The sequence below is a fragment of the Streptomyces sp. NPDC086023 genome (assembly GCF_044540325.1).
Lineage (GTDB): Bacteria > Actinomycetota > Actinomycetes > Streptomycetales > Streptomycetaceae > Streptomyces.
Genome location: NZ_JBITRX010000013.1, coordinates 246,804 through 262,088 on the forward strand (window position 1 = coordinate 246,804; position 15,285 = coordinate 262,088).

The window sequence follows — 15,285 nt, forward strand, 5'->3', positions numbered from 1 at the left end:
CCGGCATGTTCGACGAGATCGTCGACGCGGAGACAGACCGCGACCCCGACCTGGCGGTGATCGAGGCCGGCAGCCGCACCCTGCGGACCCAGGCCGGATCGCCGCAGGGCGACCCCGTACCGACCCGCCCCCAGGACCCCGAGGTCGACAAGGCGCTGCGCGAGGTCGAGCAGGAGCTCGCCTCGCGCTGGGGCGAGACGAAGCTGGAGCCCTCGGTCACGCGCATCGCGGCCCTGATGGACGTCCTGGGCGAGCCCCAGCGCGCCTACCCGTCCATCCACGTCACCGGCACCAACGGCAAGACCAGCACGGCCCGCATGATCGAGGCCCTGCTCGCCGCGTTCGACCTGCGCACCGGCCGGTACACCAGCCCCCACGTGCAGATGATCACCGAGCGGATCAGCCTGGACGGCGCCCCGATCGACGCCGAGCGCTTCGTCGAGACGTACCGCGACCTGAAGCCGTACATCGAGCTGGTCGACGACCGCGAGGACTACCGCCTGTCCTTCTTCGAGGTCATGACCGGCATGGCGTACGCGGCCTTCGCCGACGCCCCGGTCGACGTGGCCGTGGTCGAGGTCGGCATGGGCGGCACCTGGGACGCCACCAACGTCATCGACGGGTCGGTCGCCGTGATCACCCCGATCAGCCTCGACCACACCGACCGCCTCGGCGGCACCACCGGTGAGATCGCCCAGGAGAAGGGCGGCATCATCAAGCAGGACGCCACCGTGATCCTGGCCCAGCAGCCGGTTGACGCGGCCCAGGCCCTGCTCAAGCGGGCCGTGGAGGTCGACGCGACGGTGGCGCGCGAGGGCATGGAGTTCGGCGTGGTCTCCCGCGAGGTGGCCGTCGGCGGCCAGCTCCTCACGCTGCGCGGACTCGGCGGCGAGTACGAGGAGGTCTTCCTCCCCCTGTACGGCGCCCACATGGCCGCCAACGCCGCGGTCGCCCTGTCCGCCGTCGAGGCCTTCTTCGGCATCGGCGCCGAGCACGCCCGCCCGCTGGACATCGACACGGTCCGCCGCGCCTTCGCCTCGGTGACCTCGCCCGGCCGGATGGAGGTGGTCCGGCGCAGCCCCACCGTCGTGCTCGACGCCGCTCACAACCCGGCCGGCGCCCAGGTGACGGCCGAGGCGGTCACCGAGTCCTTCGGCTTCAGCCGGCTCGTCGGTGTGGTCGCCGCGAGCGACGGCAAGGACATCCGCGGCGTGCTGGAGGCCTTCGAGCCGATCTTCGCCGAGGTCGTGGTGACCCAGAACTCCACCCACCGCGCGATCGGTGCGGACGAGCTGGCCGCCATGGCGGTCGAGGTCTTCGGCGCCGACCGGGTGCAGGTCGAGCCGCGCCTGGACGACGCCATCGAGGCCGCGATCACGCTGGCCGAGGAAGAGGCGGAGTACGGAGGGGCCGGCGTCCTGGTGACCGGCTCGGTGTTCACGGTCGGCGAGGCCCGGCTGCTGCTGAAGAGGGACTGAGGGAAGACATGCGGACGCTGTGCGCCTCCACGCTGATCGGCGAGTTCTTCGTGATCGGCTTCGCCGGACTGGTCGCCATGAAGGGCGACCTGTCCGCCGCCACCGTGTGGACGGTGTGCGGGATCGGCATGCTGCTGACCGTGCTGCTGTGCGGGATGCTGTCCCGCCCCGGCGCGGTCCAGATCGGCTGGGCCCTCCAGGCCGGCCTGATCGCCAGCGGCTTCGTCGTGCCCACCATGTTCTTCCTGGGCGCCGTTTTCGCCGGCCTGTGGTGGTGCTCCGTCCACTACGGCCGCAAGATCGACGAAGCGAAGGCCCGCTGGGCGGCGCAGGCAGCGGCCGCCGAGGCCGCTGACGCTGCGTGACGGCGGCCCGCTGCACCCCTGTAGCCTCTTCAGACCGCACCCGTATGCCGCAAGGAGCCGGAACATGACCCAGCGCACTCTCGTCATCCTCAAGCCCGACGCCGTCCGTCGCGGCCTGATCGGCGAGATCATCGGCCGTATCGAGCGCAAGGCCGGCTGGACCATCCCGGCGATGGAGCTGCGCACGCTGGACCAGGAGACCCTGGAGGCGCACTACGGCGAGCACAAGGGCAAGCCGTTCTACGAGCCCCTGATGGGCTTCATGGCCTCCGGCCCGGTCGTCGTCCTCGTCGTCGAGGGCGAGCGCGCCATCGAGGGCGTGCGGACCCTGGCCGGCCCGACCGACCCGATCGCGGCCACCCCCGGCTCCATCCGGGGCGACTTCGGCACCATCGTGCGCGAGAACCTCATCCACGCCTCGGACTCCGAGGAGTCCGCCGGGCGCGAGCTGAAGCTCTTCTTCCCCTCCCTCGTCTGATCTCGCGTCAGCCATATAGCGCTCATGACCTGGGGCGACCGAAGTAATTTCGGTCGCCCTTCGGTATGGATGGCGGTGCCCGGGAACGCATGGGCCAGACACGTCGTCACCATTAGGGGGGCGGGTACCCGTTCCGGCCGGAAGTGGAGGAGTCCCGTCGCGCGGACTCCGCACCTGCGGCACTACGATGGGACCTCCACCCACACACCCACCTCGCCGACCTGACAGCAGCCGCTCTCAACTGGGAAGGCCAGACGCTCCTCATGGGGAACAAGGGGAACTCAATGTCGTTCATCGGCCGTGACATGGCTGTCGACCTCGGGACCGCCAACACGCTGGTGTACGTGAGGGGCCGGGGGATCGTCCTGAACGAGCCGTCCGTGGTCGCCATCAACACGAACACCGGCGGAATCCTTGCGGTCGGCTCCGAGGCCAAGAAGATGATCGGCCGGACGCCAGGCAACATCGTCGCGGTGCGCCCCCTCAAGGACGGCGTGATCGCCGACTTCGAGATCACCGAGCGCATGCTCCGGTACTTCATCCTCAAGATCCACAAGCGCCGCTACCTGGCCCGCCCCCGCGTCGTCGTCTGCGTGCCCTCCGGCATCACCGGGGTCGAGCGCCGCGCCGTCATCGAGGCGTCCACCCAGGCCGGCGCCCGACAGGTGCACATCATCGAGGAGCCCATGGCCGCGGCCATCGGCTCGGGCCTGCCCGTGCACGAGGCCACCGGCAACATGGTGGTCGACATCGGCGGCGGCACCACCGAGGTCGCGGTCATCTCCCTCGGCGGAATCGTCACGGCACAGTCCATCCGGGTGGCCGGCGACGAGCTGGACAACGCGATCATCCAGCACATCAAGAAGGAGTACAGCCTCCTCCTCGGCGAGCGCACCGCCGAGCAGATCAAGATCACCATCGGGTCGGCGTACGACCTCGACAAGGACGAGCACACCGAGATCCGCGGCCGCGACCTGGTCTCGGGCCTGCCCAAGACCGTGGTCATCTCCGCGGCCGAGGTGCGCAAGGCCATCGAGGAGCCCGTCAACGCCATCGTCGACGCGGTGAAGACCACCCTCGACAAGTGCCCGCCCGAGCTGTCCGGCGACATCATGGACCGCGGCATCGTCCTCACCGGCGGCGGCGCCCTGCTCCGCGGCCTGGACGAGCGGCTGCGCCGGGAAACCGGAATGCCCATCCACATCGCCGAGGACCCGCTCGACTCCGTCGCGCTCGGTTCCGGCAAGTGCGTCGAGGAGTTCGAGGCGCTCCAGCAGGTGCTGGACGCCCAGCCCCGTCGCTGACGCCGCCCGGCCATCGTTGACAGCGCATTGACAATGCCCCCGATCAGGGGATACCGGAAACACACAGATCCGCCGTACGGGTGCTACCGCGCCCGTGCGGCGGATCGTTGATATACAGGCAAGAGACCCGGTGCGCGCTCCGGCTCCAGTGGAGCCCGCCGCGTCGGTACGGATCAAACGGAAGGCACGGCCGCCGCACGTGAGGGACACACGAGAGAGCCGGCTGCTCCTGGTACTGCTGGTCGCCATCGCGTTCGCGCTGATCACGGTGGACATCCGGGCCGGCGAGGAGTCACCGGTCGACGGTGCCCGGCAGGCCGCCGCCGCGGTCTTCGGACCGGTGGAGAAGGGCGTCGCCACCGCCGTCGACCCCGTCGCCAACGCCATAGGCGCGGTACGCGACTCCGGCGAGCGGCACAACCGCATCACCGAACTCGAACGCGAGAACACCGCCCTGAAGGCGAAGCTCGGCAGCGACGACCGCAACCGCAGCCGCATCCGCGAACTCGACGACATGCTCAAGAAGGCCGGAGCCGGCCAGTACGGCATCAAGGGCGCCGAGGTCATCGCAATAGGAGCGGCCCAGGGCTTCTCCTGGACCGTCACCATCGACGTCGGCACCAAGGACGGCATCCAGCGCGACATGACCGTGCTCAACGGCGACGGACTCGTCGGCCGCGTCACCACGGTCGGCCCGGACACCTCCACCGTCCTGCTGGCCACCGACCCCGACTTCACCGTCGGCACCCGCCTGGAGAAGACCGGCGAACTCGGCTTCGCCACCGGCCAGGGCGACCACTCCCTCTCCGTCCAGATGCTCAACGGCAAGGCCAGGGTCAAGCCCGGCGACCGGCTCGTCACCTTCGGCTCCCGCGCCAACCGCCCCTTCGTCCCGGGCGTCCCGATCGGCGAGGTGGTCCGCGTCGACCCCGCGGGCGGCGGCCTCACCCGTACCGTCTTCGTCCGCCCGTACGTCGGCTTCTCCCGCCTCGACATCGTCGGCGTGGTCGTGATGCCCCCGCGCACCGACCCGCGCGACGCCGTCCTGCCGGCCAAGCCCGCCCCGCCCAAGCCCACCCCGACGGTCACCGTGACGGTCACCCCCAGCGCGCGTGCCGGCGCCGGGGAAGACGCCGGTCAGCCGGCCGACGAGTAGGAGACCGCCATGCGCTTCAACCGGATCCTGCTCGCGACCACCCTCGTCGTGGTCGCGCTCGTCGTCCAGGTCACCGTCCTCGCACGCCTCCAACTGCCCGGCGCCGTGCCCGACCTGGTGCTGCTGACCGTCGTCGCCCTCGCCCTCGTCTACGGACACACCAGCGGCGCCCTCATCGGCTTCGGCGCGGGCCTGCTCTCCGACCTCGCCCCGCCCGCCGACCACGCGGCCGGCCGGTACGCCCTGGTCCTGTGCGTCGTCGGCTACCTCTGCGGACTGGTCCGGCCCTCCGACGGCCGGTTCCGGTCCGCCTGGGGCCCGATGCTCACCGTGGTGGCGGCCGCCGTCGGCTCCACCCTCCTCTACGGAGCGGTCGGCGCCCTCGTCGGCGACGACGCCGCCCGCCACGTGGGCCTCACCGGGCTGCTGTTCAGCGCCGCCCTCTACGACCTGCTCCTGGCGCCCTTCACCGTGCCGCTCATCATGGCGCTGGCCCGGCGCGCCGAGAGCGACCCGATGGCCGTCGAGGCCAACGCCGGTCCCGCGCAGGGCACGGACGTGGCCTCCGGCTGGCTCTCCGGCGGCACCGGCCTGCGCATCGGCGGCCGGCGCAACGGCCTGCGGATCAAGGCGGCCCGCAGCAGAGCCTCGAACGCCGGCCGCATAAAGGGCATCAAGAGCGCGAAGAAGCTCTGAGGGGGAGCGCGTGACCAACATCCCGGAGACCGGACGCACCCCCCGTGTGCAGATCCGGCTCGGCATCATCCAGGTGATCGTCTTCTCGCTGCTGCTCACGCTCGGCGGGAGGCTCTGGTACCTCCAGATCCGCAACGGCGACGAGTACACGGCAGAAGCGCGGGGCAACCACGTCCAGCGGGTCGTCCAGCCCGCCGTCCGCGGGCCGATCCTCGACGCCCGCGGCGTCCCGCTGGCCGACAACGAGACCCGCCTCGTCGTCTCCGCCAGCCGCACCGAGCTGATGCGGATAAAGGACCGGGGCAAGGCCGTGCTCACCCGCCTCGCCGGCGTCCTGGACATGACCCCCAAGGAGGTCATGGACAAGATCAGGCTCTGCGACTCCGAGACCCCCAAGCCCTGCTGGAACGGCTCCCCCTACCAGCCGATCCCGGTCACCACGGAAGCCACCACCCAGCAGGCGCTCCAGATCCGCGAGCGCCCCGAGGACTTCCCCGGCATCACCGCCGAGCCCACCGCCGTACGCCGCTACGCCGCCCCGGGCGGAGCCCGCACGGCACAGGTGCTGGGCTACCTCTCGCCGGTCACCGACGACGAGATCCAGAAGGCCAAGGAGACCGACTCCCCGCACCTGCGCTCCGACCAGGTCGGCCGCTCCGGCATCGAGCGCACGTACGACAGGGAGCTGCGCGGCAAGGCGGGTGTCACCAGCTACGAGGTCGACAACCTCGGCCGCGTCATGGGCGAGGCCGAGTCCGACCCCGGCGTGCCCGGCTCCACGCTCGTCACCAGCATCGACGCGCGGGTCCAGGCCGTGGCCGAGTACGAGCTGGCCCAGGCGATGAAGACGGTGCGCCAGGAGACGGACAAGATCACCGGCCGCAAGTACGAGGCCGACGCGGGCGCCGTCGTCGTCATGGAGTCCAGGACCGGCCGCGTCGTGGCCATGGCCTCCCAGCCCGACTACGACCCCAACGCCTGGGTCGGCGGCATCTCCGCCAAGGACTACGCCAAGCTGACCAGCAAGAACTCCAACTACCCGCTGCTCAACCGGGCCATCCAGGGCCAGGCGCCCGCCGGCTCCGTCTTCAAGGTGGTCTCCGCGAGCGCGGCGGTCCGCGCCGGGCACGACTTCAACGACAAGTACGACTGCAGCGCCTCGTACAGCATGGGCAACCGCAGCTTCGCCAACTTCGAGTCCAAGGGGCACGGCCCCATCACCCTCGGCGACGCCCTCAAGTTCTCCTGCAACACCGTCTTCTACCGGCTGGGGCACCAGGAGTGGCAGCGCGACGGCGGCCTCAAGCCCAAGAAGAACGCCCACGACTGGTTCTACCGGACCGCCCGTGAGTTCGGCTTCGGCGGCGAGACCGGGATCGACGTGCCCAACGAGGTCAAGGGCCGCATCCCGGACCGCCAGTGGAAGAAGGCCTTCTGGGAGGCCAACAAGGACGCCTGGTGCAAGCAGGGCAAGAAGGGCGGCACGTACGTCGAGCAGATCGCGTACGAGAGCTGCCTCGAAGGCAACCAGCTCAAGGCCTTCGACAGCATCAACTTCGCCATCGGCCAGGGCGACGTCCTGATCACCCCGATCCAGCTGGCGACCGCGTACTCGGCCATCAGCAACGGCGGCACCCTCTACACCCCGACCATCGGCAAGGCCGTGATCAGCCCCGACGGCAAGACGATCCACGAGATCAGGCCCACCCCCCACGGCAGGCTCCCGGTCGACGCCGCGACGATCAAGAACCTGGACAAGGGACTTCGCTCCGTCGTCGAGCCCGGCGGCACCGCCGCCTGGCGCTTCGGCGGCTGGCCGCAGGACCGCATCCCCATGCACGCCAAGACCGGCACCGCCCAGGTCTACGGCAAGCAGACCACCTCCTGGCTGGCGACGTACACCCGGGACTTCACGATCGTCATGACCATCTCCCAGGGCGGCACCGGCTCCGGAGCCTCCGGGCCCGCCGTCCGCAACATCTACGACGCCATCTACGGCCTCGACGACGCCGGCAACCAGGACCTCAAGCGGGCCCTGCTGCCGCAGCCGCAGAAGACCCTGCCGAAGATCCTGCCCGACGGCACCATCGAGGCGCCCGAGATCAAGCCGTACGACCCGGACGCCCAGAAGGTCGACCCCGGAGAGAAGGGCGACGGGCTGCCGGCGCTCGCGGGTCCGCCCGCCCACCTGAGGGACTGACCCGATGACCGCACCCCACGGATTCTCCGTCTCCCGCTACGCACCGGAGCGCGGGCCGCTGGCGAAGCTCACCGCCCGCGACTCGGTGCTCCGCCGGCTCGACTGGCCGATCCTGCTGTCCAGCCTCGGCCTGTCGCTGCTCGGCGCCCTGCTGGTGTGGTCCGCCACCCGCGGCCGCACGGAGCTCAACCAGGGCGACCCGTACTACTTCCTGTTCCGGCACGCCCTGAACACCGGCATCGGGCTCGTCCTGATGATCGGAACCGTCTGGCTCGGCCACCGCACCCTGCGCGGTGCGGTGCCGGTCCTCTACGGCATCTCGATCCTGCTGATCCTCGCCGTCCTCACCCCGCTCGGCGCGACCATCAACGGCGCCCACGCGTGGATCGTCATCGGCGGCGGCTTCTCGCTCCAGCCCAGCGAGTTCGTCAAGATCACGATCATCCTGATCATGGCGATGCTGCTGTCCGCCCGCGTCGACGCGGGCGACCTGCCCCACCCGGACCACCGCACCGTCGCCAAGGCGCTGTGCCTCGCCGCGCTCCCCATGGGCATCGTCATGCTGATGCCCGACCTCGGCTCGGTGATGGTCATGGTGGTGATCGTCCTCGGAGTGCTGCTGGCCTCCGGCGCCTCCAACCGCTGGGTCCTCGGCCTGATCCTGACCGGAGCCACCGGCGCGGCCCTCGTCGCCGCGCTCGGCGTGCTCGACGAGTACCAGATCAACCGCTTCGCGGCCTTCGCCAACCCCGAGCTCGACCCCTCGGGCGTCGGTTACAACACCAACCAGGCCCGCATCGCGATCGGCTCCGGCGGCCTCTACGGCGCCGGGCTGTTCAACGGTCACCAGACCAGCGGCCAGTTCGTGCCCGAGCAGCAGACCGACTTCATCTTCACCGTGGCGGGCGAGGAGCTCGGCTTCCTCGGTGCCGGACTGATCATCCTGCTGCTCGGCGTGATCCTCTGGCGGGCCTGCCGGATCGCCCGGGAGACCACCGAGCTGTACGGCACGGTCGTGGCCGCCGGCATCATCGCGTGGTTCGCGTTCCAGTCCTTCGAGAACATCGGGATGACGCTCGGCATCATGCCGGTGGCGGGCCTGCCGCTGCCGTTCGTGTCGTACGGCGGGTCCTCGATGTTCGCGGTCTGGGTGGCGATCGGACTGCTGCAGTCGATCAGGGTCCAGCGGCCGATGTCCGCCTGAGGTGGCACGGCCGACGGCCGAAATCGACGTAACGTTCACAAGATGAGCTGATGAAGACTAAGTTCGGTCTATGGCGGACACGAAGCGCGAGATCGAGCGGAAATTCGAGTTCACACAAGCCAAGAAGCGACAGCGAAAGCTGCCCGACCTGACCGGGACCGCGGACGTCGCCGAGGTCGTGCCGCAGGGCACGGCCGACCTCGACGCCGTCTACTACGACACCACCGACCAGCGGCTCGCCGCCGACGGCCTCACCCTGCGCCGCCGCACCGGCGGCGAGGACGCCGGCTGGCACCTCAAGCTCCCCGTCGCCCCCGGCGTACGGGACGAGATCCGCGCCCCCCTCAGCGACACCGTCCCCCGGGCGCTCACAGCCCTCGTCCGCTCCCGGATCAGGGACGCCGAACTGGTCCCCCTCGTCCGCCTCCTCTCCTCCCGCGAGGTCCGGCACCTCAAGGCCGCCGACGGAGCCCTCCTCGCCGAGGTCAGCACCGACGCCGTACGGGCCGAGCGGCTCGCGGAGCCCCGCGCCACCGCCAAGTGGACCGAGGTCGAGGCGGAACTGGCCGACGGCGTCGACCCCGCCCTCCTGGACGCCGTCGAGAAACGGTTCCGCAAGGCCGGGCTCAAGGTCTCCGACGCCCCCTCGAAGCTGGCCCGCGCCCTCGCCGAGACCGGCTCCGCGCCCGCCCCCTCCTCGTTGCCCGCGCCCCCCGACGCCCCGGCACCGGGCACCGCCGGCGCGTACGTACTCGACTACCTCCGCGAACAGGTCGACGCGCTGATCTCCTACGACCCGGCCGTACGCCGCGACCTCCCCGACTCCGTCCACCAGATGCGCGTCGCCGCACGCCGCCTGCGCAGCGCCCTCAAGACCTACCGCAAGGTGCTGGACCGCGGCGCCACCGACCCCCTGTCCGAGGAACTGCGCTGGCTCGGCGGCGAACTCGGCGTGGACCGGGACCAGGAAGTCCTCATGGACCGCTTCCAGACCCGGCTCGGCGAACTGCCCCGCACCCTCCTCCTCGGGCCCGTCCGCGGCAGGCTCCGGATCTGGAACGCCGCCCGGCGCACCGGATCCCGGCGCCGCGCCGTCGCAGTGCTCGACAGCGCCAGGTACCTCACGCTGCTGCGCTCCCTCGACCGCCTGCTGGCCGAGCCGCCGCTGCTCCCGGGCGCGGCCGGCGCCCCGCGGAAGGTGCTGGCCAAGGCGGTGCTCCGGGACTACCGGCGGCTCGCGGAGCGGGTGGACCACGCGCTGGCGATGGACCCCGGGCACGAGCGGGACCTCGCGCTGCACGACGCCCGCAAGGCCGCGAAGCGGGCCCGTTACGCCGCCGAGGCGGCCACCCCGGCGCTGGGCAAGCCCGCGAAGCGGCTGGCCAAGCGGCTGAAGAAGGTACAGACGCTGCTGGGCGACCACCAGGACAGCGTGGTGGCCCGCGAGGCCCTGCGGGGGCTGGCCGCGCAGGCCCACGCCGCCGGCGAGTCGGCGTTCACCTGGGGTCTGGTGTTCGGGCGCGAGGAGGCCCTGGGCGACCTCAGGGAGCGCGAGCTGCCCGCCGTATGGAAGAAGGCCTCCGATCCGGCGCTCCGGGCCGCCCTGCGGTCGTGATCATGCGGCAGGGGGCCGCCTCCACTCGGGTTACGCTAGATAGTCGCCCCCTGCCGCCCACGAAGGTTCCAGATGTCCGAGTCGGTCTTCCCACAGCTCGAAGCGCTGCTCCCGCATGTGCAGAAGCCCATCCAGTACGTCGGCGGAGAGCTCAACTCCACGGTCAAGCCGTGGGAGAGCTGCGACGTGCGGTGGGCCCTCATGTACCCCGACGCCTACGAGGTCGGCCTGCCCAACCAGGGCGTCATGATCCTCTACGAGGTGCTGAACGAGCAGGAGGGCGTCCTCGCCGAGCGCACGTACAGCGTGTGGCCGGACCTGGAGGCCCTGATGCGCGAGCACAAGGTGCCCCAGTTCACGGTGGACAGCCACCGGCCCGTCGGCGCGTTCGACGTCTTCGGCCTGTCCTTCTCCACCGAGCTGGGCTACACCAACATGCTCACGGCCCTGGACCTGGCGGGCATCCCGCTGTCGGCCCGGGACCGCGGCATCGACGACCCGATCGTCCTGGCCGGCGGCCACGCGGCCTTCAACCCGGAGCCGATCGCGGAGTTCATCGACTGCGCGGTCATCGGCGACGGCGAGCAGGCCGTCCTCGACATGACGAAGATCATCCGCGAGTGGAAGGCCGAGGGCCGTCCCGGCGGCCGCGAGGAGGTCCTCCTCCGCCTCGCCAAGACCGGCGGCGTCTACGTGCCGGGCTTCTACGACGTCGAGTACCTGGCGGACGGCCGCATCGGCCGCGTCGTCCCCAACCGCTCCGGCGTGCCGTGGCGCGTGTCCAAGCACACCGTCATGGACCTCGACGAGTGGCCGTACCCGAAGCAGCCGCTGGTGCCGCTCGCCGAGACGGTCCACGAGCGGATGTCCGTCGAGATCTTCCGCGGCTGCACCCGCGGCTGCCGCTTCTGCCAGGCCGGCATGATCACGCGCCCCGTGCGGGAGCGAAGCATCACCGGCATCGGCGAGATGGTGGAGAAGGGTCTCAAGGCGACGGGCTTCGAGGAGGTCGGCCTCCTCTCCCTCTCCTCCGCGGACCACACGGAGATCGCGGACATCGCGAAGGGCCTGGCGGACCGCTACGAGGACGAGAAGGTGGGCCTGTCCCTGCCCTCGACCCGCGTGGACGCGTTCAACGTCGACCTGGCCAACGAGCTGACCCGCAACGGCCGCCGGTCCGGCCTCACCTTCGCCCCCGAGGGCGGCTCCGAGCGCATGCGCAAGGTCATCAACAAGATGGTCTCGGAGGAGGACCTGATCCGCACGGTCGCCACCGCGTACGGCAACGGCTGGCGCCAGGTGAAGCTGTACTTCATGTGCGGCCTGCCGACGGAGACCGACGAGGACGTGCTCCAGATCGGCGACATGGCGGTCAACGTCATCGCCAAGGGCCGCGAGGTCTCCGGCCAGAACGACATCCGCTGCACGGTCTCGATCGGCGGCTTCGTCCCGAAGCCCCACACGCCCTTCCAGTGGGCCCCGCAGCTCTCGGCGGAGGAGACCGACGCCCGCCTGGAGAAGCTCCGCGACAAGATCCGCGGCGACAAGAAGTACGGCCGCTCGATCGGCTTCCGCTACCACGACGGCAAGCCGGGCATCGTCGAGGGCCTCCTCTCGCGCGGCGACCGCCGCATCGGCGATGTCATCCGCGCCGTCTACGAGGACGGCGGCCGCTTCGACGGCTGGCGCGAGCACTTCTCGTACGACCGCTGGATGCGCGCGGCGGAGAAGGCCCTCCCCGACCACGGCGTGGACGTCGCCTGGTACACGACGCGCGAGCGCACGTACGAGGAGGTCCTCCCCTGGGACCACCTGGACTCCGGCCTGGACAAGGACTGGCTCTGGGAGGACTGGCAGGACGCCCTCGACGAAACCGAGGTCGAGGACTGCCGCTGGACCCCGTGCTTCGACTGTGGCGTCTGTCCTCAGCTCGACACGCACATCCAGATCGGCCCCACCGGCAAGAAGCTGCTGCCGCTGACGGTCGTGAAGTAGCCGGGGACCGACTGACCCGTATATGCCCCCTCACCGGGAACGGTGAGGGGGCATATACGTTCGTGCGGCGATGAATTGTTTCTGCGCTCTGCGCTGCTGGATATCCTCGATAGTGGAGGTGTTCTTTATGGCCAAGACTCTGATCGATATTGACGAGGAAGCGCTCGCGCTCGCGGCGGAGGCGCTCGGCACCAAGACCAAGAAGGACACGGTCAACGCGGCGCTGCAGGAGATAGGAGCCCGGCTCAAGAGGGAGCGGGCGCTGGAGCGGATGATCAAGCTCGCCGACGAGGGTGCGTTCGACGACCTGCTGGAGCCTGACTTCGAGGACCGGGTGTGGCGCTAGGTGAAGTCCGAGCTCTACCTCATCGACAAGTCCGCCGCGGCGCGCATCCTGCGCCCGAAGGTCCGTGAGCCGTGGCTCGAGCGGCTTCGGGCGGGGCGCATCTCCGTCTGCGAGCCGACCGAGTTCGAGATGCTCTACTCGGCCAGGACTTCGGACCACTACAAGGAAATGAAGTCCCAGCTGCGAAGCCTCTACGGCTGGCAGCCCGTGCCGGAGGACGGCTGGCTCAAAGCGCTCGATGTCCAGGAGGTGTTGGTCGAGCGAGGTTGGCACCGTTCGGCGAGCGCCGCCGACATTCTTGTCGCGATCACGGCACGGGAGCACCGTCTGACCGTGCTGCACTACGACCGCGACTTCGACACCCTCAGCGGTGTGATCGACGTGCGCACGCAGTGGCTCGCCGAGCCGGGCACCATCGACTGACCGCTCACCACTCTTCCGGCCCCCGCCGCAACGGACGGGGGCTTTCCGATGTCCTTGCCGGTAGGGAACACGCTGCGGGCGGGGTACCGGTACGTGCTGCGGCCGCTCGGCGTGCTGCTGTTCGCCGGGTGGGGGACCGGATGGGTGTACCGGTATGTGCTGGTGCCCGTAGGGCGGGTGATGCGGGAGGCGTGGCGGAGCGTGCGGGAGGCCGCGCGGGAGGTGCGGGGGCCCTGTCCGGGTAGGGAGCGCGGCGTACCGGCAGGGAACCGGGGAGGTCAGGGGCGCGTACTCTGGGTAGTACGACAGCCGTAGGCGCGGCCCCGTAGCCGCCCCCGCTGCGAAAGACGTCACAAGGGCGGCGCGCGAGCGCCACGCCCCGCATCAAGGAGAAGAACCACTGGGCAAGCGACAGCCCGAAGGCCCGCCGCCCGCACCCGCGGTGCAGCGCATCCGCCTGCGCTACACCAAGCGCGGCCGCCTCCGGTTCACCAGCCACCGTGACTTCCAGCGTGCCTTCGAGCGGGCCCTGCGCCGCGCCGAGGTGCCCATGGCGTACTCGGCCGGCTTCACCCCGCACCCGAAGGTCTCGTACGCGAACGCCGCGCCGACCGGTACCGGCAGCGAGGCCGAGTACCTGGAGATCGCGCTCACCCAGGTCCGCGACCCCGAGAAGCTCCGCGAGCTGCTCGACGAGTCGCTGCCCGCAGGGCTGGACATCACCGACGCCGTCGAGGCCCGCACCTCGGGTCTCGCCGACCGGCTGACCGCCTCCGTCTGGGAGCTGCGGCTGGACGGCGTCGAGGTCGCCGAGGCGCAGCGGGCCGCCGAGGCATTCCTCGCCGCCGAGGCCGTCGAGGTCCAGCGGCGTACCAAGAACGGCGTGCGCACCTTCGACACCCGCGGTGCCGTGGTGAGCCTTGAGGCTCTTCCTGCCGCGGTTGATAGGCCTGCTGACGACGCCTGTGCGATACTGCGGCTGGTTGTTCGGCATTTGACACCTGCCGTGCGACCCGACGACGTCCTGTCCGGTCTCCGAGCTGTGGCCGACCTGGCGCCGCCGGTCCCCGCTGCGGTGACCAGGCTGGCGCAGGGGCTCTTCGACGAGGAGTCCGGCACGGTGACCGACCCGCTCGCGCCCGACCGCGAGGCAGTCACGGCCGCCCCACCCACGGCCGCCGGACCTGCCAGCGCGTAGGCGCCGGAGGAGGTCCCGCGTAGGGACAGCCGTCGATGCGCAGCCCTGGCACTCGGGAGCCACCTGGGTCGGGCCGCGCACCCACCTGAAGACTTCCGCCAGGCCGTGCGTCACATCGCGTACGGAACCGGCGGTCATGGACTAGAGCTCCCGTGCGGCGCACGCGCCCCGGACGCCGGGTCCGCGCTCAATTGCGCGGAACCCTGTGGGCCGGAAGTCAGGCGTGGCGCCCGGGAGCGTGACGGGAGAACCGCCCGCATGCTCGAGTACGAATCGACTGACGCGTCGGCGCAGCGCAATGCCGACGAAAGCCCCAGCGACACGCTTCCCCCGCGCCGCCGGCGCCGGGCCGCGTCGCGTCCGGCCGGCCCTCCCGGCGGTACGCCGGTGACGGCCGCCGCCGAGGAGGCCGCTCCGGCCCCTGCCGCCGAGGCCGCTACGGCCGAGGCCCCCGCGGCCGAGGAGGCCGCTCCGAAGCGCACGCGTCGGCGTGCGACCCGCGCGGTGAGCGCCCCGGTCGCGGAGGCGGCCGCTGCCGAGGCTCCCGTGGCGGCCCCGGCCGCCGAGGCGCCCGCTGCCGAGCCGGTGGCCGACGAGGCCGCCCCCAAGCGCACCCGCCGCCGTGCCACCCGTGCCACCACCGCCGCAGTGGCGGCGGAGACCCAGGCCGAGACCCCGGCCGAGGCCCCGGCTGCGGCTCCCGTGGCGGCCCCGGCCGCCGAGGCCGCTCCGGCCGAGGCCCCCGCGGCCGAGGAGGCCGCTCCGAAGCGCACGCGTCGGCGTGCGACCCGCGCGGTGAGCGCCCCGGTCGCGGAGGCGGCCGCTGC

General features: G+C 71.1%; 13 protein-coding genes and 1 pseudogene. All 14 read left to right on the forward strand.

Annotation, left to right across the window (positions count from 1 at the left end):
- The first annotated feature begins 5 nt into the window (after nucleotides 1-5).
- Nucleotides 6-1,478 carry a bifunctional folylpolyglutamate synthase/dihydrofolate synthase gene (locus ACIF6F_RS25350; protein ID WP_399950813.1) on the forward strand — a complete coding sequence of 491 codons (1,473 nt, stop codon included), beginning with the start codon at nucleotides 6-8 and terminating at the stop codon, nucleotides 1,476-1,478.
- Nucleotides 1,479-1,486: 8 nt separating this feature from the next.
- The gene (locus ACIF6F_RS25355) at nucleotides 1,487-1,843 is read left to right on the forward strand and encodes a DUF4233 domain-containing protein (RefSeq protein WP_399950727.1); all 357 of its coding nucleotides are present in this window, start codon (nucleotides 1,487-1,489) and stop codon (nucleotides 1,841-1,843) included.
- Between the two features lie 64 nt (nucleotides 1,844-1,907).
- Nucleotides 1,908-2,321: a nucleoside-diphosphate kinase gene (ndk, locus tag ACIF6F_RS25360; protein WP_399950730.1), complete on the forward strand. Its 414-nt coding sequence runs from the start codon at nucleotides 1,908-1,910 to the stop codon at nucleotides 2,319-2,321.
- Between the two features lie 284 nt (nucleotides 2,322-2,605).
- The gene (locus tag ACIF6F_RS25365; protein ID WP_125647420.1) at nucleotides 2,606-3,625 is read left to right on the forward strand and encodes a rod shape-determining protein; all 1,020 of its coding nucleotides are present in this window, start codon (nucleotides 2,606-2,608) and stop codon (nucleotides 3,623-3,625) included.
- Between the two features lie 199 nt (nucleotides 3,626-3,824).
- Entirely contained in the window at nucleotides 3,825-4,781 is a 957-nt protein-coding gene (mreC, locus tag ACIF6F_RS25370) for a rod shape-determining protein MreC (protein WP_399950734.1), read from the forward strand.
- Between the two features lie 9 nt (nucleotides 4,782-4,790).
- Nucleotides 4,791-5,477 carry a rod shape-determining protein MreD gene (mreD, locus tag ACIF6F_RS25375; RefSeq protein WP_399950737.1) on the forward strand — a complete coding sequence of 229 codons (687 nt, stop codon included), beginning with the start codon at nucleotides 4,791-4,793 and terminating at the stop codon, nucleotides 5,475-5,477.
- A gap of 10 nt (nucleotides 5,478-5,487) precedes the next feature.
- Nucleotides 5,488-7,677, forward strand: coding sequence for a penicillin-binding protein 2 (gene mrdA, locus ACIF6F_RS25380; protein WP_399950740.1), 2,190 nt, complete (start codon nucleotides 5,488-5,490; stop codon nucleotides 7,675-7,677).
- A gap of 4 nt (nucleotides 7,678-7,681) precedes the next feature.
- A complete protein-coding gene (rodA, locus tag ACIF6F_RS25385) occupies nucleotides 7,682-8,881 on the forward strand; it encodes a rod shape-determining protein RodA (protein ID WP_399950743.1) in 1,200 nt (399 codons plus the stop codon).
- A gap of 70 nt (nucleotides 8,882-8,951) precedes the next feature.
- On the forward strand, nucleotides 8,952-10,496 hold the full coding sequence (locus ACIF6F_RS25390; protein ID WP_399950746.1) for a CHAD domain-containing protein: 1,545 nt from the start codon (nucleotides 8,952-8,954) through the stop codon (nucleotides 10,494-10,496).
- Between the two features lie 72 nt (nucleotides 10,497-10,568).
- Nucleotides 10,569-12,491, forward strand: coding sequence for a TIGR03960 family B12-binding radical SAM protein (locus ACIF6F_RS25395; protein ID WP_399950749.1), 1,923 nt, complete (start codon nucleotides 10,569-10,571; stop codon nucleotides 12,489-12,491).
- Nucleotides 12,492-12,618: 127 nt separating this feature from the next.
- Entirely contained in the window at nucleotides 12,619-12,837 is a 219-nt protein-coding gene (locus tag ACIF6F_RS25400; protein WP_399950752.1) for a type II toxin-antitoxin system VapB family antitoxin, read from the forward strand.
- Complete coding sequence (locus ACIF6F_RS25405; RefSeq protein WP_399950756.1) at nucleotides 12,838-13,260, forward strand: PIN domain nuclease; 423 nt, start codon at nucleotides 12,838-12,840, stop codon at nucleotides 13,258-13,260. It begins immediately after the preceding gene.
- 442 nt (nucleotides 13,261-13,702) lie between these two features.
- Nucleotides 13,703-14,458, forward strand: a complete 756-nt coding sequence (locus ACIF6F_RS25410) for a TIGR03936 family radical SAM-associated protein (protein WP_399950759.1) — start codon at nucleotides 13,703-13,705, stop codon at nucleotides 14,456-14,458.
- Between the two features lie 258 nt (nucleotides 14,459-14,716).
- A pseudogene (locus ACIF6F_RS25415) lies at nucleotides 14,717-15,285 on the forward strand (ribonuclease E/G); the annotation flags it as partial.

Excerpts from the sequence above, each read along its gene's own strand:
- ACIF6F_RS25350 (WP_399950813.1), top strand. The coding sequence starts at position 6 with ATGTTCGACGAGATCGTCGACGCGGAGACAGACCGCGACCCCGACCTG.
- ACIF6F_RS25355 (WP_399950727.1), top strand. The coding sequence starts at position 1,487 with ATGCGGACGCTGTGCGCCTCCACGCTGATCGGCGAGTTCTTCGTGATC.
- ndk (WP_399950730.1), top strand. The coding sequence starts at position 1,908 with ATGACCCAGCGCACTCTCGTCATCCTCAAGCCCGACGCCGTCCGTCGC.
- ACIF6F_RS25365 (WP_125647420.1), top strand. The coding sequence starts at position 2,606 with ATGTCGTTCATCGGCCGTGACATGGCTGTCGACCTCGGGACCGCCAAC.
- mreD (WP_399950737.1), top strand. The coding sequence starts at position 4,791 with ATGCGCTTCAACCGGATCCTGCTCGCGACCACCCTCGTCGTGGTCGCG.
- rodA (WP_399950743.1), top strand. The coding sequence starts at position 7,682 with ATGACCGCACCCCACGGATTCTCCGTCTCCCGCTACGCACCGGAGCGC.
- ACIF6F_RS25390 (WP_399950746.1), top strand. The coding sequence starts at position 8,952 with ATGGCGGACACGAAGCGCGAGATCGAGCGGAAATTCGAGTTCACACAA.
- ACIF6F_RS25395 (WP_399950749.1), top strand. The coding sequence starts at position 10,569 with ATGTCCGAGTCGGTCTTCCCACAGCTCGAAGCGCTGCTCCCGCATGTG.
- ACIF6F_RS25400 (WP_399950752.1), top strand. The coding sequence starts at position 12,619 with ATGGCCAAGACTCTGATCGATATTGACGAGGAAGCGCTCGCGCTCGCG.